This is a genomic window from Pedobacter vanadiisoli (assembly GCF_042684385.1).
GTDB lineage: Bacteria > Bacteroidota > Bacteroidia > Sphingobacteriales > Sphingobacteriaceae > Pedobacter > Pedobacter vanadiisoli.
The window spans coordinates 392,551-412,062 of the sequence record NZ_JBHULL010000007.1 but is presented as its reverse complement, the minus strand read 5'-3'; the positions used below and the strand labels follow the sequence as shown (position 1 = coordinate 412,062).

Here is a 19,512-nt window from a genome sequence, read left to right as displayed (position 1 = left end):
TTAAATATATGAAAAACACCATATTTAAATTTTTAATGCTGTGTGCAGTATTAAATCTTTGGGCCTGTACCAAAGGAAAAGAACTCGTTTCGATTAATGGCGCAACCTATACGGTTACCGGCGCTGCCGATGGAACGCAAATGGTACCCGCCACAGGCGTTAATGCGACCGGAAGTTTTAACGGCTGGTACGATGAGCAGGTAAATGTATTAACCTTCACCCTTTCCTGGAGCAATATTTTTACGGGAACACCTGCCGACCCGCTTACCGCAGTAAAATTCTACGGACCTGCAGCGGCAGGTACAAACGGTACATTGATTAAGACCATTTCCTTTTCAAATGCCAATGCCAGCGGATCTGTAAACCTGGGCCTGGGTGGATATTCGGAGCTTTCTGCAGCAGAGAAGAATATATTGTTAAATGGAAATTGTTATTACCAGATCTGTACACAAAAATACCCGCAGGGCATCATCAGGGGGCAACTCAAATCAGTTATGAACTGATTTGTTTAGCAAAAGCAGCTTTGTAACAAGAAAATTGTACGACAAACTGTCTTTAATTTTCATGATGTTGGAGTATATAAAATGCGACTCGGTGTCATATAAATATGAAAAATAAAAAACTACCTGGCCATACCGACCAGGAAGAACTACCATTTACTTTTAACCGGAGGCAGATTTCTGAAAAGAATATCGAGAAACATTGGCTCCGGATCGCTTCCAGGATAACGGGAGCCGTTTTGCCAAAAGAAATTAGCAGGTAAACCGGCACCCTTCCGTCCCAAACACAAATAGTTATTTTTTTAAAACTGATCAGCATCTCTAAAATCCTCCCGATTTGAATATGAAATATAACAGCTATACTATTTTAATGCTCCTCTCACTTCTTTTTTTTAAAGCTACAGCCAAAGAGAAGGAAATACCTGCCGAGCATTTACTTAGCTCACCCGATCGTTCAGTCGAACTTAAATTTTTTCAAAAAGAAATTGCCAACAAGGAAAAGGCTTTTTTTTACCAGCTAAGCTACAAGGGCAAACCCGTTATTTTAGAATCAAAGCTGGAGCTGCAACTCGATAATCACCTCTCAGAAAGTGCAATGGCACTTCCGGTAGATAAGCATAAAAACTGGTTCGAAAACCTGCAGATTACCGGAGTAAAACGCTCAACAAAAGATACCACCTGGATACCGGTTTACGGCGAAAAAAAACTTATCCGTGATCAGTATAATAGTCTCATCATCAGTACGGTAAAAGACGATAATCCTAACTACCTGATGAATATTGAAATCAGGGCCTATAACCAGGGCGTAGCCATCCGCTTTTTCTTTCCTGAAAATGCTAAAGGCACCTACTACCGGATCATGTCAGAGAATACCGAATTTAATTTTGCCCCCGGAACCTTAGCCTGGAAGGCCAACTGGGCGCAGGCACCTTATGAGAAGGTAGCGCTTGAAAATTGGGATTATGAAGCCGAACGTCCGCTTACCCTCGAGCTGAAGAATGGGTTGTTTGCCACACTTATTGAGGCCGGAATGGTTGATTATTCGAGGTCTAAATTCAAATTAAAGGCCCAAAACAGTTTGGTAACTTCCATGTTTACACCTGTTGACCTGATTTCGCCGGTTGCAACGCCCTGGAGAGCAATTTTAGTTGCCGAAAGCGCACCAGAAATTGCTATGGGTACAGATTTGATCCTGAACCTCAACGAACCCTCTAAAATAAAAGATGAAAACTGGATTAAACCCGGTAAAATTATGAGGGTAATGTCGCAAACAACCCGCGATGCCTTTGAGAATATTGATTTTGCCGCTAAACGGAACCTGCAATATATCCTGTTCGATTGGAAATGGTATGGTCCGGCTTTTAGCTTTAATTCTGATGCTTCAAAGGTGGCGATCAACGACTTTGATCTGCCTGCAATTATTAAATATGCAAAAGAAAAGGGGATAGGTGTGTGGCTTTATGTTAACCAGCAGGCCTTATTGATGCAAAGCGATAGTCTTTTTTCCATTTATAAAAAATGGGGCGTTGCAGGTGTAAAGTTCGGTTTCGTTCAGTCAGGTTCGCATCGCTGGACCACCTGGATCGAAAAAGCGATACAGCAGGCTGCCCAAAACCACATTATGGTTAATATACACGACGACTGGAGGCCAACCGGCGAGCAGCGTACCTGGCCTAATTTGATGACAGCAGAAGGTATAAGGGGAAATGAAGAAATGCCGGCAGCCACCAGCAATACCGTAATGCCGTTTACCAGGTTTCTGGCCGGGGCAGCTGATTATACAATCTGTTATTTCGACAGCAGGATTAAAACCACACATGCACATCAACTGGCGTTAGCTGCCATTTATTTTAGCCCGATACAGACTTTATATTGGTATGATAAACCTGCCCTCTATAAAGGCGAGCCTGAACTTGAATTTTGGGACAAGATTCCTGTTACCTGGGATGAAACTAAGGTTTTATCGGGAAAACCGGGCGAGTACATTACCACTGTAAGGCGCAGTGGCGAAGAATGGTTTTTAGGCAGTATTACCAATACAGAAGCCCGCAAGGTAGAATTAAAGCTGGATTTTCTTCCAAAAGGGCAAAAATTTGTTGCCAGGATTTATCATGATGACAACACCGTTAACACTGCCACCAAAGTAGGCATAAAAGATATTACGGTTGATGCACAATCTACCCTGAAACTGGATCTCCAGGTCTCAGGAGGTGCAGCAATCTGGCTCCATAAAAAATAATCATAAAAAGGATACAATAACATCAAAATGAATAATAAACCTGCTTTTACCGAAAAGAAATTCCTGTTAACTTTTATCCTGGTTACTTCCTTGTTTATGTTATGGGGAGTGGCACACTCTATGAGTGATGTACTTAATAAACATTTTCAGAATGTGCTTAACGTATCAAAAGCACAGTCAGGGCTGATCCAGTTTTCCGTGTTTGGGGCCTACTTTATCATGAGCATTCCGGCCGGAATATTTCTTAAACGCTTTGGTTACAAGGCTGGCGTAATACTGGGGCTTGCACTTTTTGCCTTGGGCACATTTCTTTTTGTCCCGGCAGCAAATGCAGAAAGCTTTGGTTTTTTCAGGATAGCACTTTTTATTCTTGGCTGCGGAATGGCAACACTCGAAACAGTTGCACATCCTTTTGCAGCCTCATTGGGCGACCAGCGTACCAGCGACAGAAGGGTAAACTTCTCCCAGTCTTTTAATGCCATCGGAGCAATAATTGGCCCGGCTATAGGCACATTCTTTTTGCTGCGTGCTACTTCCGGAGGGAACGAAAATTCACTTGATTCGGTAAAATTGCTTTATGCCGGATTAGGAGCATTTATCCTGGTTGTTGCTGTGGCTTTTTTCTTTATCCGTATTCCCGATCTGATTGATCCTCATGGCATTTCCGATGAGCCTGCAGCTGCACAGAACATTGATCTTGCCCCCGGAAAAAGCCTCTTTCAGCACAGGCATTTTGTTTGGGCAGTAGCAGCCCAGTTTTTTAATGTAGCAGCCCAAGCCGGTACCTGGAGCTATTTTATAAATTATGGCCACGAGAAGATGGGCTTTTCTGATGAGAAAGCCGGAAACTTTATGGTATTGTTTATGGTCATGATGGCGCTAGGCAGGTTCGTTGGAACTTACCTGATGAAATTTATAGCCCCAAACAAAATTCTTGCAGCATTTGCCATTGCTAGTATTGCGGCCTGCCTTATTGTTGCCCAAAGCTGGGGCTGGACATCCTATTGCGCCTTGTTAAGCATCAATTTTTTCTTTAGTATTATGTTCCCTACCATTTTTAGCCTCGGACTGAAAAATCTTGGTTCACATACCCAGCAGGCTTCCTCCTATATTTCTATGGGAGTGGTTGGTGGAGCGGTAATGCCTTATTTTATGGGTAAGATAGCCAATACTGATGTAGCACATGCCTACTATTTACCCATTGTGTGTTACGTGGTCATTGCGCTCTTCGCCATAAAATTCTTTAAAGTGACCAAGTAAAAGCTTTAACCAGATAAACTGTAGATTATTCACATATGTTTCATTATTTTAGTAGCTTTCAATCCTCCTGTTGTGCAACGAATTCTACATTTATTCTTTTTCTTAACCATTGGTTTCTGTTGTGCTGCTGCGGAAGACCCTTTTACCATCAGGCACCTTGCAATTGAGAACGGGCTTTCCAATAATTTTGTTCGCTGCATTTACCAGGATAAAAAAGGCTTCTTTTGGTTGGGTACTAAAGACGGACTGAATAGGTATGATGGATATGACTTCAAAATTTTTAGAAACGAATTAGATAATAAAGCATCTCTTATCCATAATATTATCCACACAGTGAGTAGTGATGCTGATAATAATATGTGGATTGGCACCCGAAAAGGGCTAAGTGTATATAATGATCAGAAAGGTATTTTTAATACTGCAAAATACCGCGATTGGAGAACCGGTAAAATTTTACCCCTGATTAATGTGATCAGGGAAATAGTATCAGGCCCCCAAAATACAATGCTGGTAGGAACAGAAGGCCTTGGCTTAATCCGCTTCGGGCAGCCATCCGGTACAGGCGAACCGATTCCCCTGCTGGTCAATGGCAAAAAAAACTTATTTTATGGTGTGCAGGCTGCCGGTGCCGATAATAAGGGGCGGATATGGGTTTTCATTCAAAACCAGGGACTGGCTTTGCTTGATGTCAGGGCAGGGGTGCTCAACCTTTGTAATACAGATGTTTTGCTGGCACAGGCCATGGCCGTTAGCGGTGGAAAAGTATATTTGGGAACACAGCGGGGACTTTATTGCTACGATCCTGCCACAAATTTAAACACCGAGATAAAGGGTATCAGAGATATGCTCTTGGGCATGTCGGTATCGGCCATTGCAGCCGATAAGCACGGCGAACTTTATCTTGGAACTAACGGAAGCGGGGTTTTCCGTTATATCATCTCAAATAACCAGGTTGATGTGGTGAATTCTGATTTTGATAATGGGTTCATTGGCGAAAATATCTATTCCGTATTTATTGATAAGAACGACAGAAAATGGGTGGGAACCTCGTCAGGCGGAGTCACGATCCTTGATCCTGAAAAAAAAACGTTCCAGACCTGGGTGCACGATCCGAACAAAAATTCACTTCCCGGAAATTCTATATCAGCCTTTGTATCCCAATCAAAAGGTAAGCTCTACATCGGAACAGATGGCTTTGGCCTGAGTATCTGGGATCAGCAATCAGATCATTTTTTAAATTTTAAACATACTGCAGATCCATCATCAATTTCTACTGATTTTGTTTCTTCATTAATTGCCGATACAAAAGGTGATATCTGGATCGGTACTTTTAACGAAGGCGTAAACCGCTTTACCCCCCTTACCCAAAAGTTTAAGCGGTATAAAATGATCAACCCGTTAACAGGGATTGAGAGTAAAGTTGCATTTACGGTATTTGAAGATATTGACCGTGATATCTGGGTGGGTACCCTGAGGCGTGGAAGCCTTTTGGGGGCACTTTACAGGTTCAATGCCCCGCAAGATAAATTTGAAATTTTCGATCAGCAACTTGGCGACCTCTTCACCATGATGCAGGCACGTAACGGCCAGATCTGGGCTGGAAACTTGAGTCAGCTCGTTCAAATTGATAAAAAAAACAAAAAGCACCATTTTTATGACCTGGGATACACGGTAAGGGCTATTTATGAAGATAAAAACGGGCTCCTGTGGATGGGTACAGAAGGTGGAGGGCTCTTTGTTTTTGATCCGGTTAAAAAGAAGGTCGTTTTACGTTTTACCACTGCCGACGGACTTTGCAATAACTCGGTATTAACTTTAATTCCTGATGAGCGCGGTAACCTGTGGATGAGCACTTACTATGGGGTATCGTGCTTTAATTTTGATAAACGTAAATTCAGTAATTTCTATCAGAGCGACGGCTTGCAGAGTAATCAGTTTCAGATCAATGCAGGGGTGAAACTGAAATCGGGGGAAATCGTTTTTGGAGGGATCAGAGGATTTAGTCTCTTTAATCCAGACAAGATTGTTCCACGAAAAGATATGCCGGGCTTGTTCCTTACAGGTATAACGATTAACAATACCCCGATTGAAAAAAATCTGGATTGGGTAGTAGCTGAAGATAACGTTGCTATAAGGGAAATAGAAGTCCCTTATGATCAGGCTGTATTCACTTTTAACTTTACTGCACTCGAATTTTCATCACCCGAAAAAATTTCTTACCAGTATTTTATGGATGGTTGGGACCGTGGCTGGAGTAAATCAGGGAAAGACAGAAAAGCCACTTATACCCACATTGCTGAAGGCAATTATACCTTTAAGGTAAGGTCTACCAATGTAGAAGGAGAGTGGGGAAACCAGGAAATTAGTTTAAAAATTAAGGTTTTGCCGCCCTGGTACCGTACCTTATGGGCCTACCTGGGTTATCTTGCCGCTATTGCCGGTTTACTTTACGTGTATCTGCGTTATCGTAACACCCAAACCAGGTTAAAATACGAAGTTCAGATTATAAACCTGGAGGCACAGCGCAAAAAGGCCGAATATGATTCGCAGGTGGCCCGGCACAACATGGAACGTTTGGCGCACGAGAAAGAAAGGATTATTAATGAGCAGGAGAAAGCACTTGCCGAAAAACGCATGTCGTTTTTTACCAATATCTCGCACGAATTTCGCTCACCGCTTTCTTTGATCATCAATCCGGTTAACGATCTCATTAAGAAGAATAGTCCTGATAGCCAGGTCGCTAATGAACTTAACTTCATACAACGTAATGCGAAAAGGATGCTTTCATTGGTCGATCAGTTATTGCTCTTCAGAAAAGCAGAAGAGGGTTTTGAACAAATTAAAGCCCATAAACTTGACCTGGAAAAATTGTCGAGAGCCGTTTATGATTGCTTTACACAACAGGCTACAGCCAAGCAGATTGATTACAGGTTTGAATCGTCTGCTTTTGAACCGGAAGTGTATGCTGAAGGCACAAAAATAGAAATTGTTCTGTTTAACCTGATTTCTAATGCCTTAAAGTATACGCCGGCAGGAGGAGAAATATTAATTAAACTCAGCGAAAACGAACAACAGTTGATGCTTACTGTACAAGATTCTGGTGTTGGTATTCCGCAAGCAGCAGCCGACCGTATTTTTGAACGTTTTTACCAGGCAGAGCGAACAGATGGAACGCATAAGTCGGGTTTTGGTATTGGCCTTTACCTGGCTAAACAGTTTGTAGAAGCCCACTCCGGAACCATAGCTTACCAAAACAGGCCAGATGGAGGCAGTATTTTTAGTATTACACTCTTAAAAGGCACAGACCATCTGGCAGGGTTTATTGTAGCCGATGCGCAGGATGGTGAGGAAGATCTTTTTGAAGAAATATATGCACCAGACCTTTTAACACCTGTTGAAGATAATAACATCAGCCTGGATGTAAGTATAGTAAGCGATAAGCAAGCCATCCTTATTGTTGATGATGAAAGGGATATCCGGAAATATATTGCAAGTCTTTTTATAAACGATTATACGGTTTATGAAGCAGAAGATGGTGAGCAGGGGCTGCAGATTGCCAGCGAAAAACTTCCTGATTTAATTATTACCGATTTTAAGATGCTGGGTATAAATGGAATCGAATTTTGCCAGTCTATTAAATCTAATCCAACACTTTCTTATATACCGGTTATTTTATTAACGGCCAGTTCATCGCAGGATCTGAAGCTTAAAAGTGTGCATGGCGGTGCTGATGACTACATTAACAAACCATTTGAAAGGGAATACCTGGTAGCTCGGGTAGCCAATCTGTTGCGCAACCGGAACAACCTGCAAAACTACTTCTATAACGAAATTACACTTCAAAGCAACTCCGTGGTCGTATCTGAAGAGTATAAGGCCTTTTTAGATGCCTGTATCCTGGTGGTTGAAAAACACCTTACCGACTCTGATTTTGGCATTAAGACTTTGGCGGACGAGGTTGGAATGAGCCATTCAAACTTATATAAACGGGTTAAAAGTATTTCCGGGCAATCTGTTAATGCCTTTATCAGGTTTATTCGCCTGCGTAAAGCGGCAGAATTACTTATTGGCTCCGATTATAATGTAACCGAAGTAGCTTTCCGTTCAGGATTTAATGATGCCAAATACTTTGGAAAACAGTTTTCTAAACTTTTCGGACTTACCCCAACAGCCTTTATTACCAAGCATCGTAAAACACTGGGCCGGAGATACAAGATGAAATAATAGTCAAAAGACCAGCTAGATTTCAGCTTAAAAACCCTGTTTACGCACACTTTAAGGGTGTTTAGCGAAAATGTACTCCTATTTTACGAATTTATACCCATCAATTTTTTCAAGCTGAGCCATCTTCGTATTAACCAAATATTAATATTTTATGATGACTGAGAAATTGATTGCATTGTGGGAAGGTACCCTGGAAGGAAGCGAGCACGATTATGCAGAACTGCATGCCAATCTTTACCCTAAACTTTTTGTATTTGCCTCCAGGATCTTAAACGATGATGAACTCGTTGATGATCTTCTTCAGGACCTCTTTATTAAATTCTGGGAGACAAGGCAAAAGATTGGCAAAATCAAATATGTGGAAGCTTATTTCTACCGGTCGGCCCGATCAATTGTACTCAACCATATCCGTTTGATTAAACACCGTGAAGCTAAGCTTACATTGATTCCTGAACCGGAATCGGTTTTTTCGGCAGAAGATATTATGGTATCTAAAGAATCCGATTCGTTGATAAAACAGCAATTGGTACTGGTACTCAATTCCCTTCCTGCTAAGCAACGCGAAATTCTGACCATGCGCTTTTATGATGACCTCAGTTATCCGCAAATCGCTAAAATTCTTAAGATAAGATACCAGTCTGTAATCAATCATGTTTACCGCGCTATCCAAAAATTAAGGGAGGTTTCAGAATTGTCGACATTTTACGCTGCCTGAAATACAAAGTGAATTAAAGCGAGCGACATTTATAGATTAATATTTTAATAATTAGCAATATAATTTGCACACTGGTAAATGAAAAAAAATATAGGTAGGAATAGCTGGTTTGGATTTGCTTTTTCATTATTGGCGGTATGCCTGCACTGCTCAACAGGAATTGCGCAAACACGTAATGCAATACTGCCCGGAGAGCTTTGGCCGGACGACGAAGGCAATCACATTCAGGCCCATGGCGGGGGCATTATAAAGGTAAAAGATACCTACTATTGGTATGGCGAAGAACGCCGGCAGGGATTGGATTCAAATTACCGTTATGTGAGCTGTTATTCGTCTAAAGATCTAATGAACTGGAAATTCAGGGGCGATGTGTTTAAAATGACTGATCCTGATAGTCTGGGGAAAAAATGGGTTTTGGAACGCCCAAAAGTATACCATAACCTTAAAACCGGAAAATATGTGATGTATATGCATGTTGATGGGCAGGTAAAAGGCGAAGTAGGAAATTACAAATATGCCCGTGTAGGTACCGCCATTGCTGATTCGCCGGTTGGCCCCTATAAATTTCTCAGAACATTCCGCCCTTTGGGGCATCAAAGCCGCGATATAGGACAGTTTATAGACGACGATGGCCTTGCCTATCTTATTTTTGAAGACAGGGCCTCTAAAGGCTTTCATATTGCTAAACTATCTGCCGATTATTTAGACGTTGAGCAGGATGTTTGCCTGATTAAAGCACCGTTGGAAGGCGGGGCGGTGGTTAAATACGATGGCCTTTATTACGCAATCGGGTCTGCGCTTACCAGCTGGAACCCTAACCCGAATAAATTTGCCACAGCCCTGTCGCTAAAAGGGCCCTGGTCTGAATTTAAGGATATTGCGCCGGTAGAAACCAATACCTACGGTTCGCAATCTACTTTTATGCTAAAAGTTACAGGTACAAAAGCAACATCTGTAATTTTTGTAGCCGATAAATGGAAACCTCGAACACAATGGGATTCCAGGTACCTATGGATGCCACTTAAAATAGGAAAAGGCGAGCTTCAGCTTCCCAAGCCCCAACCCTGGCATATTAATGTAAAAACTGGAGAAACAGAAATTCTTAAATAACCTTTGTTTCTATCAAAAAAAATTAATCCTAATATTAACAGTCTCACCCTTTTTTTGCTTGTTTACAAGCGCAAAAAACAGCAATTTCAGATTATTTGGAATTGTTGTTTTTGTTTAGGGATATGCCGATCTGAAAAGCTAAAAATTTATTTAATCTGTATTGTTGTTGTTAATTGTTTGATTGTCATATTGTTGTGATGTGTTTCACCATTGCGAGACGGGATATGAGCGAGCCGAAGTAATCTATTATGTAATTTATCATCAAAAAGATTTTTCATTTGTAGCTTATTGCTTTAATGGCATTCAAGCTTGCTTCGCGGGTGCTTCACTCCTGCGCGAAATCCCTTCTTCATTTCGCAATGACTATGCAAAACTCAAGTTATTTAACCTGGAGTAATTTCAATGGCTAAGCCTCCCGCCGGTTTAATATAAAAAGGTAAAGAAGAACCTTTTTTTACACTGAATGTCTTTTTCGAAAGTTTCTGGTTACCGGCATCCTCCCAGGTGGTAGCCTGGTATGATTTTCCTTCATCCAGAAAGTCAAGGCTTAAGCTTCCGCGCCACTCATCTTTTCCCGCTGCCGAACCGATAAACCATTTCTTTCCGTTTTTTCTGGCCACGCAGATGTTTTTGCCGATTTCGCCCTGAAGGTATATCGAACGGTCCCACACGGTCGGAACCGTTTTAAAAAATGCTATTTCATCCCAATTGGTGTAATCTTTTGGCTTTCCGTACCAGAAAATGGATTGAAGCGGGCTGAAATTAATCACCGTTAGTGCCAGTTGCTGCGCCTTGCTTACCTTTAAATTTTTAGCGAACTGTTGTTTTGGATTGGGAAAACAGAAGGTAAAATCAGCTGCGCCTGCCAAAAAACGTGTATAGGGCAAAACGGTAGTGTGAAATGCATCAGGGCTGTTCTCATCACCCCTTACGCCTTCCTGGGTAAGCAAAAAGGGAAACGTCCGCGATAAACCGGTTGGTTTGTAGTTATCGTGGATGTTCAGGATTAACCCACTGTCATTAACCTTTCTCATCGCAGTTGCAAGCCACTTTGTACCCGATTGAGTTAATCCGTCAATGAAACCGAATTTAATCCCTTTAATGCCCCACTTTTTGTAAAGAGGTAGGATCTCATCAAGGTGTTTTTGGAGCGCGATGTAATTAAGGTACAGGATAACCCCAACCCCATGCTGCTGGCCATATTTTACAACCCGTTCCATATCAATGGCCTGAATAGGGACTCTGGGATCCGAAGAGGCACTCCTTTCAGGACCATACCAACCTGCATCGAACATGATGTACTGAAAATTCATCTTCTGAGCAAAATCAATGCAGTCAAATCCGGATTGCGTGTCAAGTTGGGCCCTTATCAACTTACCTGCAAGTGGTGTGTTTGCTATTTGGGATACCGCAGGATGAGCCAATTTGTAGGGGAGTTCGCTGAAATAATGAAGGCCGGTAGCCGTTTCTGAAATCCCTATTGTTCTCCATGGGCTGCTGAAAGGAAGAACTGCATTAACCTGTTTATCTTTTGTAAACGCAATTTGCAGGGAGCCTTTAGTTAAGCCGTGCGCTAATTCTGCTTTGGTGTAACCGGTATTATCAGCCTCTCCAATACTGATATATGAGTTGTTTCCTGCCAGGGTAGACGGAAGGTCAGAACTTCCGGTCAACGAATCAAGTGGGATAGGTTTAAACACCGACTCCTGGTGATATTGATAAAGCGTATAAGCCTGGGGTAGCTTAAATTCGGTTTTTTCGCTCAAAATGTTCACTTCTTTTTGTTTGTCATGAGCAGCAATGAGATACCGTAAGGCAACGCTGCCATCAAACACCCTGAAAACAACTGCAAGATTGAATCCCTGCGACAAATAATTAATCTTGACTTGGTTATAGTTGTTGTAAATTACTTGGTTTTCACCTAATTGGGTAACGATTTTCTCGCAGTGAGTGTACCTGGTTGTACCGCTTATCTTTAGCCCTGTGGTGGTATCAGGAAGGTTTAGCTTAAGGCCCAGCTCAGACCATCCAATAACGGCCTCTCCCTTTTTAATAACCCTGTATTTAAGCTGTTTTTGGGCAAACAAAGCCACTTCCAGCTTGGTGTCGGCTCCGGGTGATAAAATATGGGCTATTTCTTTTACCTGGCTAAAAGCAGTTAATACGTTGCAGATCAGTAGGGTTGCTAATGCTGTTATTATTTTTTTCATGCGTTGGTTATCTTATAAAATCAAATTGAATCGGGGAAGATCTACTGCCAGGCCAAAAATAGAGCTGCCCCTGACCACGATAAAGTACCGACAAAAAATAGCGGGTTAAATACTCTAAAATCAGGATATATCGGGCGATTTCTGTTTAACGCTTTTATTAGAGTATTGTATTTTACTTTTAGGTGTCATACCCTATATATTTATAACCATTAAAAATTTGAATGATCTGTTCAGATTTACATTAACTTCGTTTTCAATGAAAAAAAAACATCGACTGGCAGTAGCCTTTTTTGTATTCTTCACGGTTTCTGCTGCATGTGCTCAGAAAAAATTTGTTCACCCGGGTATTTTATTTAACGCAGCTGATTTAGAGCGGATATCTTTAACCGCACAGCAGCCTGCATCGCCGGGTTATGGATCTTATAAATTGTTAAGTGGCAATCCATTGGCCAGTGCCGATTATAAAATGAAAGGTCCGTTCAGGATTATTTCCCGCGATGGCGAATATGGAAATACCAAAAGCAGGATGGAAGCAGATTTTAGTGCAGCTTACCTCAATAGCATCATGTGGGCGGCAACTCATAATAAAGCACATGCCGAAAGGGCATTAACCATACTCGAGGCTTATGCCGATTCTTTAAAAAGCATCCCCGCAACCAATGATGCACCGCTGCTCGTAGGACTCGAAGGTCTAAAAATTGTAAATGTATTGGAGCTGTTAAAATATAGCTACAAATCTGGTAGTAAGGCTAAACTTGATAAAATTACGGCTATGGTAAAAAATATATTTCTACCCGTAGCCGAAACTTTTTACCGCACGCCAGCCTATACCAACGGGAATTGGGGACCAATTGTTACCAAGTTTTATATTTCGGCAGCCATTCACTTAAATGATGAGAAAATGTACAATAAAGCTGTAGATTTTTACCTCCATGCAAACGATAATGGAACAATAGCCAATTATATTGACGGTGAAACCGGTCAGATACAGGAGAGCGGACGAGACCAGGGGCATTGCCAGTTGGGTATAGGTGCCATGGCTACGGTATGCGAAATTGCCTGGAAACAGGGCAATGATCTCTATGCTGCACTGCAAAACCGCCTTTTAAAAGGATTCGAGTATGTAGCCAATTATAATCTGGGTAATAACGTGCCTTTCAGAACATGGAAAGATATTACCGGAAAGTACAGCGATTGGAACGAAATTTCTACCATAAGCAGGGGTAAATTTATCCCGATTTACCAAATGGTTTATAACCACTATGTTGTCCGCAAGGGAATGTCGATGCCATTTACTAAGCAGGTGATTGATCAGGTGGGCCCTGAAGGTTACGATCGCGATCAGCCTGGATTTGGTACATTTTTATATTTGGGTAGTAAATAAGAACAAATTTTTATAAAAACAACCTGATCAAAATAAGAATTTCCTTATCCTGCTGAACAGCAATATTTCATCAATAGATGATAAGTTTATTATATCCCTGAAAAATTAATGAATAAGATTGCCAAATGCTTCTTACTCTGCTGGCTCATTCCTTTTGTGGTAAAGGCAGATGGAGAAAAGAGGAGTTTACCCCCTAACAAAATTTATGTTTCGCCTACTGGTAACGACAGCGGAGCAGGTACAGCTGTTAAACCTTTAAGGAGCATTAATAAAGCGGTTGCAAAAGCTCAGCCTGGAGATCAGATATTGGTGATGGATGGTGTATACCGCGAATCGGTGCTGTTTACCCATGGTGGAAGGGCTGAAAATAACAGGATTACTTTACAGGCCATTAACCCTCAAAAAGTGGTAATAAAAGGATCTGAACGTAAGGTAAACTGGGTTAAAGAAAAAAATAAGCTCTGGAAATGTATATTGGATAACCCTGCCGAACAAATAATGCTGTTCAGTAATGGGATAAAACTGCCGTGGGTGCCATCTGCCGGTGATTGTGAGCAGGCATTAAGCTGGACAAACAAAACAGATCAGGGCAAAATGATCATCCAAGCTAATTTTGGAACTGCAGATCCGAATCGGCAGCTAACCGAAATTGCGGTAAGGCAATACGGGATTAGCGCAGAAGAAAATGTAGATTACATTACCATTAAAGGCATTAGCGTAAGCCAGGTTGCAAATGAATATGCCTCCATTTATGGCATACAACCTGGTGCGATAGATACTAAAGGAGGGAAATACTGGAATATTGAGAACTGTAACGTTACCGATTGCAGATCGGTGGGTATTTCTATCGGCAAAACTGGCCATGCTTATGAAGACGCCAATGCAGGCAAACCAGAATTCAGTGACTATACAGACCTGTTATCAGTTGGGCATCATAAAATCAACAACAATCATATTTCGCGTTGTGGTCAGGCCGGTATTTTTGGGCTGCTGGGTGCAACATCTTCCATTATTAAAGATAACCTGATCGAATATATAAACTATGACCGGGCCTATCCGGGTTCAGAATCTGCAGGTATACGCCTGGCTATGGCTGTTGATGCGACCATTGAACATAATCTTATCCGCCATGTTAGGGGCAAAAATAGCTATGGTGTATTTTTAGGCCCTGTATTTCAAGGTGCCAGGGTATCGCGAAATATTGTAACCGGTACTGAATCGAGTCTTTTTTATTTGTTTAAAAACCATGGTCCCAGCCTGTTTGATAATAATGTGCTGGTTGGCAACAACCAGACAACCAATGACACTACAGGTGTAAAAATGATGGCTGCTGAAGCCAATGTTTTTGTTCAGAACTTATTTTACAACTGCGGTTTTACCAATAATTGCCAGCCGGGCAAATCAGTGGCTACTTCCAACTTCCTGCCCAATACCCTCATCATCAAGCAAACTATTCCTGCGCTGAACATCGATCACCGCTGGTATGCTAATCTCTTTATTGGCAAGGGAATAGGGATAGACAGGGTAGCAGGTTGTGAAGCTGATTTCAACCAGTACGCAAATGGAGCCTTCCCTGTAAAATGGGCTGATTTTAAAAGTGTTAAAATTGATAACAATATATCCTTACGTTTACTGCATCATAAACTTGGGGTAAATTTGGTTTGGGATAATTCGCCCATGAAGGCTACTGAAATACCTTTACTAACGGCTGATTTTTTTGGTTTTTTTGCATTAAGTAAACAATATATATCATTTCCTGATGGGAAAAAGATCACTATCGATCACGATTTTTTAAATAATAAAACGGGTGCATCAATCAGATTTGCAGGTCCGTTTTATCAGAAAAACCATTCAAAAGGCAATATCAAACTCTTTTAAAATGAACCTATCCGATTTAACTATGTACATTGTAGGATACGGCAGGTGGCTGATCACCATATTGATGGCCATGGTTAGCCTGCAACAGGCCAATGGTCAGGTGCTTAAACTCGAATCGCCCAAACAGTATCATGCAGCTCCCTTTACACATCCTGGTTTGCTGCATTCCGGTAGTGATCTTTTACGGATGAAGGAAATGGTGGCCCAGGGCAAGGAGCCCTGGAAAAGTGCATTCCAAAAGTTTAGTGAGCACCCGTGTTCTGCTGCTTCATGGCAGCCAAATGCTGTTGCCCATGTAGAACGGAGTTTGCTTAAGGGAGCCGGTAAAAACATCGGTAACCTGGAGAAAGATGTTTGTGCAGCCTACCAAAATGCAATAATGTGGGCCATAACCGGAAATGAGGCACATGCCATTACAGCCGTGAAAATTATTAATGCCTGGTCTGAAAAATTTAAGGTTTTTGACGGTACTGATGTAGAACTTGGTGCAGGGCTCAATGTTTTTAAAATGGCCAGTGCTGCCGAGTTAATGCGTGCTACTTATCCGAAATGGCAACAAAGCGATATAGAACGCTGTAAAAAGATGTTCAGTACGGTTTTTTATCCGCCGATCCAGTATTTCGCACTTTGGGCCCACGGCAACTGGGACCTGGCCTGTATGAAGGGGATGATGGCCATTGCTATTTTTAACGATGACCATGCCATGTTCGACCGTGCAGTTGATTTCTTTTACAAAGGCCCTGGTAACGGAAGTTTGCTGCACTATATCATAAATGAGGAAGGGCAGATACAGGAAAGCGGACGCGACCAGCCACATTGCATGCTTGGTATTGGTCACCTGGCCGAAATGTGCGAAATGGGGTGGAACCAGGGCATGGATATGTATAGTTTTATCGGCAACAGGTTACTAAAAGGCTTTGAGTATACTGCTAAATATAACCTTGGCGAAGAAGTAACTTTTCAGCCTTATACTGATATCAGCGGAAGATTTCCGGCAGATCATATTGCCACCAATGGGAGGGGCAACCTGCGTTCTATTTTCGAACAGGTATACAATCACTATGCCTTCAGGGTAAAAGGAATTCCGGCCAGTGCCTACCGGTATACGAAACAGGCAGCAGAAAAACTCAGGCCTGAAGGCCCGGGGTTTAATGCCGATAATGCCGGGTTTGGTACCTTGTTCTTCTCTTTGGAAAAATAGGTTCATAATCACTTAACAACCAGGTCAAATGAAGAAAGGATTTTTTTTGGTCATATTTATTTTGCAATCGTTGCTCGGTTCAGCTGCAGAATGGCAATGGTCTGTACCGGTAAATGGCAATATTTCTACCGAAACCGGCGAAAGGCCAACTGCATTTTTATGGATACCTCCTGATTGTAAGCAGGTGAAGGGTGTAATTATTGGCCAGCACAATATGCTGGAGGAAGGCATACTGGAACACCCCGCATTTAGGAAAAATCTTTCCCGGTTAGGAATTGCTGAAATCTGGATTACCCCATCAGTAGATATGGTATTTCAGTTCAGTACTGCGGCAATTTTCGATGGTATGTTAAAAGATCTTGCCGAAATTTCCGGCTACAGTGAGCTGGCCTTTTCTCCGGTTATCCCCATTGGGCATTCTGCTGCGGCGAGTTATCCATGGAATTATGCAGCCTGTAATGCCGACCGGACCATTGCCGTTTTATCTATACATGGCGATGCGCCTTTAACCAATATGACCGGTAGCGGCCGACCCAATCCGGATTGGGGTAAACGAAACCTCAATGGCATTCCGGGGCTTTTTGTAATGGGCGAGGAGGAATGGCTAGAAGGAAGGATTGCCCCGGCCATGAAATACCGTAACGATAATCCCAATACACCTTTAGCGCTTTTTTGTGATGCCGGTCATGGCCACTTTGATTTTTCAGATGACCTTATCTCCTATATTAACCTTTTTATAGCCAAGGCAGTTAACGCAAGACTGCCAGAAAAACAGCCTATTGATGCTTTTCCCGTACTTAAACCGGTAAATCCTGAAGCAGGCTGGCTGATAGACAGGTGGCGAAATAACGAATTGCCCCACTGGCAATCGGCTCCGGCTAAAAAATATAAAGGCAACAAGGCGGAAGCCGGTTGGGCTTTTGACCAGCAAATGGCATCAGCTACCGAAAAATTTTATGCAAAGGCCAGGGGGAAAATACGACGGACCATTGGCTTCGTGCAAAATGGGAAACTAATACCGGTAGCTGATTTTGTTGGTGCAAAGCTAATTTTTAAACCTTTGGCAGATGGAATTTCTTTTCATCTTTCGGCCACAAATACCAACCCGGCCACAGGTAATGCCGATAGCAGTTACCGGCCAGTCGAAAAAATCGTTATTTCAAGAATCTGCGGACCTGTGAAAAAAATAAACGATTCGACTTTTAAGATTGCCTTTTACCGGATGGGGTTTAACAATAAAAAAAGGAGCAACGATATTTGGTTAATGGCCAGTCAAAAAGGCGATGAAAAATACCGGTCGGCAGTACAACAATTAGGCTTTAAAATTCCTTTGCCTAACCAGAAGGGAAGCCCGCAAAAGATTAGTTTTCCAGCAATTGCCAATTATCAAAAAAATATAAAATCATTTTCTTTAAATGCTAAATCTGATGCTGGTTTACCGGTTTCTTATTACATTAAGGAAGGACCTGCAGAAATTGCAGATAATGTTCTTTTTTTTACCCCGGTTCCGCCCCGAAGTAAATTCCCGGTAAAAGTAACTGTAGTGGCCTGGCAATACGGATATGATACTCCAGACAAGAAAATTCAATCAGCAGCTCCTGTAGAAAGAACTTTTTGGATTACAAACTGACCGATAAGGTTAAGCTAACTAAAAATCCTCATTGCGAGAAGGCTTTTCTGGCAAACGAAGCCTGCCTGCAGCAGGCAATCTTTATAGGAAGAATTGCTGGTATTAACAGATTTTATAAAGTAAATCCTACCTTATAAACCTGTTTTTTATATGCCCCGGGCGACATGCCTGTAATTTTTTTGAATGATTTGGAAAAATACGAAAGATTATCAAAGCCGGTTCGGGTTGCAATTTCAGAATAGCTCAACTGGCTGGTGGCAAGCAGGTATTGTGCGCGTTCTATCCGTTTGCCAAGTATGTAGGTAACAGGACGTTCGCCTGTGAAGGTTTTGAACAGGCGCGAAAAATAGTCAGGGTGCTGGTTCACGCGTGTGGCAAGTGCGGTAACCGATAGTTCATTGTGCAGGTTTACTAAAATGTAGCTTACGGTTTCGGCTATCTTAACAGGTGTTGAAGGCATTTCTTGCCTGGAAGATAATTGCTGGCCAAGTAAGCGACCGGTAAGCTGTAAGATGATTCCCTGTGTTTCCAGGTAGCTCGCTAAGTTCTGGCGGTTGTTCAATTCCTGGTATTCCCTGTAGAAGATATTCTTTTCGTATACTTTGGGGTCGTCAGATCTATTGATTCCCCTGCCCGGGTTAATTTCGAGCAAACGCTTAAAAAGGTCAACGTCAAGGGGGCTTGCTTTTATTTTAGATACCGTTCTTCTTTGGGCAAAAAGTGAAACGCCATCTACAGATTCTTCGAAAAACTGAACAAAATACTGGCTTAAATACCCTGTACAATGTAGGTTGCAAAGGGTAAAACTTGGTATGATATAAAGATAACCTGCCTCGAGCTGTAAACGCTGTGTTTGGTCTGATACTTCACCTGATCCTCCATCTATATAGTAGATACGGTAATAAGGACTGATCACATTATGATAGTCCCACTTTTCGGTAAGTTTCACATAGTCTACATTAAGCAGCGAAAAGTTGTTCTGCAATACCCGTTTAATCATGTCTTAAATATCGGAATTTTACAATAAATAGTCTTTTTTATTCAAATTTAGATCGGATAAGATACTTAATTTTGATTTTGATAACCAAATATATAACATTCAATTATGGCTTACACACAAGTGAAACCTTAGGATTAAAATCCAAATCAAAACGCATAATT

Annotated in this window: 13 protein-coding genes; 11 read left to right on the top strand and 2 right to left on the bottom strand. The window is 41.8% G+C overall.

The window, feature by feature from the left end; genetic code table 11:
* Positions 1-8 precede the first annotated feature (8 nt).
* From ACFSR6_RS07725 to ACFSR6_RS07695, 7 genes are all read left to right on the top strand, one after another.
* The gene (locus ACFSR6_RS07725; RefSeq protein WP_379077199.1) at positions 9-503 is read left to right on the top strand and encodes a CHRD domain-containing protein; all 495 of its coding nucleotides are present in this window, start codon (positions 9-11) and stop codon (positions 501-503) included.
* 104 nt (positions 504-607) lie between these two features.
* Positions 608-763: a hypothetical protein gene (locus tag ACFSR6_RS07720; protein ID WP_379077196.1), complete on the top strand. Its 156-nt coding sequence runs from the start codon at positions 608-610 to the stop codon at positions 761-763.
* 80 nt (positions 764-843) lie between these two features.
* On the top strand, positions 844-2,739 hold the full coding sequence (locus ACFSR6_RS07715) for a glycoside hydrolase family 97 protein (protein WP_379077193.1): 1,896 nt from the start codon (positions 844-846) through the stop codon (positions 2,737-2,739).
* A 27-nt stretch (positions 2,740-2,766) separates the two neighbouring features.
* The gene (gene fucP / locus ACFSR6_RS07710) at positions 2,767-3,999 is read left to right on the top strand and encodes an L-fucose:H+ symporter permease (RefSeq protein WP_379077190.1); all 1,233 of its coding nucleotides are present in this window, start codon (positions 2,767-2,769) and stop codon (positions 3,997-3,999) included.
* Positions 4,000-4,071: 72 nt separating this feature from the next.
* A complete protein-coding gene (locus tag ACFSR6_RS07705; RefSeq protein ID WP_379077187.1) occupies positions 4,072-8,223 on the top strand; it encodes a two-component regulator propeller domain-containing protein in 4,152 nt (1,383 codons plus the stop codon).
* A 151-nt stretch (positions 8,224-8,374) separates the two neighbouring features.
* The gene (locus ACFSR6_RS07700; RefSeq protein ID WP_379077184.1) at positions 8,375-8,938 is read left to right on the top strand and encodes an RNA polymerase sigma factor; all 564 of its coding nucleotides are present in this window, start codon (positions 8,375-8,377) and stop codon (positions 8,936-8,938) included.
* Between the two features lie 78 nt (positions 8,939-9,016).
* Positions 9,017-10,048, top strand: a complete 1,032-nt coding sequence (locus ACFSR6_RS07695) for a family 43 glycosylhydrolase (RefSeq protein ID WP_379077182.1) — start codon at positions 9,017-9,019, stop codon at positions 10,046-10,048.
* 383 nt (positions 10,049-10,431) lie between these two features.
* Here ACFSR6_RS07695 and ACFSR6_RS07690 read toward each other — a convergent pair whose 3' ends face one another.
* Positions 10,432-12,258 (bottom strand): glycoside hydrolase family 97 protein, encoded by a 1,827-nt coding sequence (locus tag ACFSR6_RS07690; RefSeq protein WP_379077179.1) that lies wholly within the window; start codon positions 12,256-12,258, stop codon positions 10,432-10,434.
* 256 nt (positions 12,259-12,514) lie between these two features.
* Between ACFSR6_RS07690 and ACFSR6_RS07685 the strand changes: the two genes are divergently transcribed.
* The 4 genes from ACFSR6_RS07685 (at position 12,515) to ACFSR6_RS07670 (ending at position 18,351) form a co-directional block, all read left to right on the top strand.
* A complete protein-coding gene (locus tag ACFSR6_RS07685; protein WP_379077176.1) occupies positions 12,515-13,642 on the top strand; it encodes an alginate lyase family protein in 1,128 nt (375 codons plus the stop codon).
* A gap of 108 nt (positions 13,643-13,750) precedes the next feature.
* Complete coding sequence (locus ACFSR6_RS07680; RefSeq protein WP_379077173.1) at positions 13,751-15,520, top strand: right-handed parallel beta-helix repeat-containing protein; 1,770 nt, start codon at positions 13,751-13,753, stop codon at positions 15,518-15,520.
* A gap of 1 nt (position 15,521) precedes the next feature.
* On the top strand, positions 15,522-16,721 hold the full coding sequence (locus ACFSR6_RS07675) for an alginate lyase family protein (RefSeq protein WP_379077170.1): 1,200 nt from the start codon (positions 15,522-15,524) through the stop codon (positions 16,719-16,721).
* Between the two features lie 28 nt (positions 16,722-16,749).
* The gene (locus ACFSR6_RS07670) at positions 16,750-18,351 is read left to right on the top strand and encodes a hypothetical protein (RefSeq protein ID WP_379077167.1); all 1,602 of its coding nucleotides are present in this window, start codon (positions 16,750-16,752) and stop codon (positions 18,349-18,351) included.
* Positions 18,352-18,463: 112 nt separating this feature from the next.
* Here the strand turns inward: ACFSR6_RS07670 and ACFSR6_RS07665 are convergent, their stop codons facing one another.
* The gene (locus tag ACFSR6_RS07665; RefSeq protein WP_379077164.1) at positions 18,464-19,351 is read right to left on the bottom strand and encodes a helix-turn-helix domain-containing protein; all 888 of its coding nucleotides are present in this window, start codon (positions 19,349-19,351) and stop codon (positions 18,464-18,466) included.
* Between the last annotated feature and the right edge of the window lie 161 nt (positions 19,352-19,512).

Bases quoted from the DNA above. Each gene is read 5' to 3' on its own strand.
- ACFSR6_RS07725 (WP_379077199.1), top strand. From the start codon at position 9: ATGAAAAACACCATATTTAAATTTTTAATGCTGTGTGCAGTATTAAAT.
- ACFSR6_RS07720 (WP_379077196.1), top strand. From the start codon at position 608: ATGAAAAATAAAAAACTACCTGGCCATACCGACCAGGAAGAACTACCA.
- ACFSR6_RS07715 (WP_379077193.1), top strand. From the start codon at position 844: ATGAAATATAACAGCTATACTATTTTAATGCTCCTCTCACTTCTTTTT.
- fucP (WP_379077190.1), top strand. From the start codon at position 2,767: ATGAATAATAAACCTGCTTTTACCGAAAAGAAATTCCTGTTAACTTTT.
- ACFSR6_RS07700 (WP_379077184.1), top strand. From the start codon at position 8,375: ATGATGACTGAGAAATTGATTGCATTGTGGGAAGGTACCCTGGAAGGA.
- ACFSR6_RS07695 (WP_379077182.1), top strand. From the start codon at position 9,017: ATGAAAAAAAATATAGGTAGGAATAGCTGGTTTGGATTTGCTTTTTCA.
- ACFSR6_RS07690 (WP_379077179.1), bottom strand. From the start codon at position 12,258: ATGAAAAAAATAATAACAGCATTAGCAACCCTACTGATCTGCAACGTA.
- ACFSR6_RS07685 (WP_379077176.1), top strand. From the start codon at position 12,515: ATGAAAAAAAAACATCGACTGGCAGTAGCCTTTTTTGTATTCTTCACG.
- ACFSR6_RS07680 (WP_379077173.1), top strand. From the start codon at position 13,751: ATGAATAAGATTGCCAAATGCTTCTTACTCTGCTGGCTCATTCCTTTT.
- ACFSR6_RS07675 (WP_379077170.1), top strand. From the start codon at position 15,522: ATGAACCTATCCGATTTAACTATGTACATTGTAGGATACGGCAGGTGG.
- ACFSR6_RS07670 (WP_379077167.1), top strand. From the start codon at position 16,750: ATGAAGAAAGGATTTTTTTTGGTCATATTTATTTTGCAATCGTTGCTC.
- ACFSR6_RS07665 (WP_379077164.1), bottom strand. From the start codon at position 19,351: ATGATTAAACGGGTATTGCAGAACAACTTTTCGCTGCTTAATGTAGAC.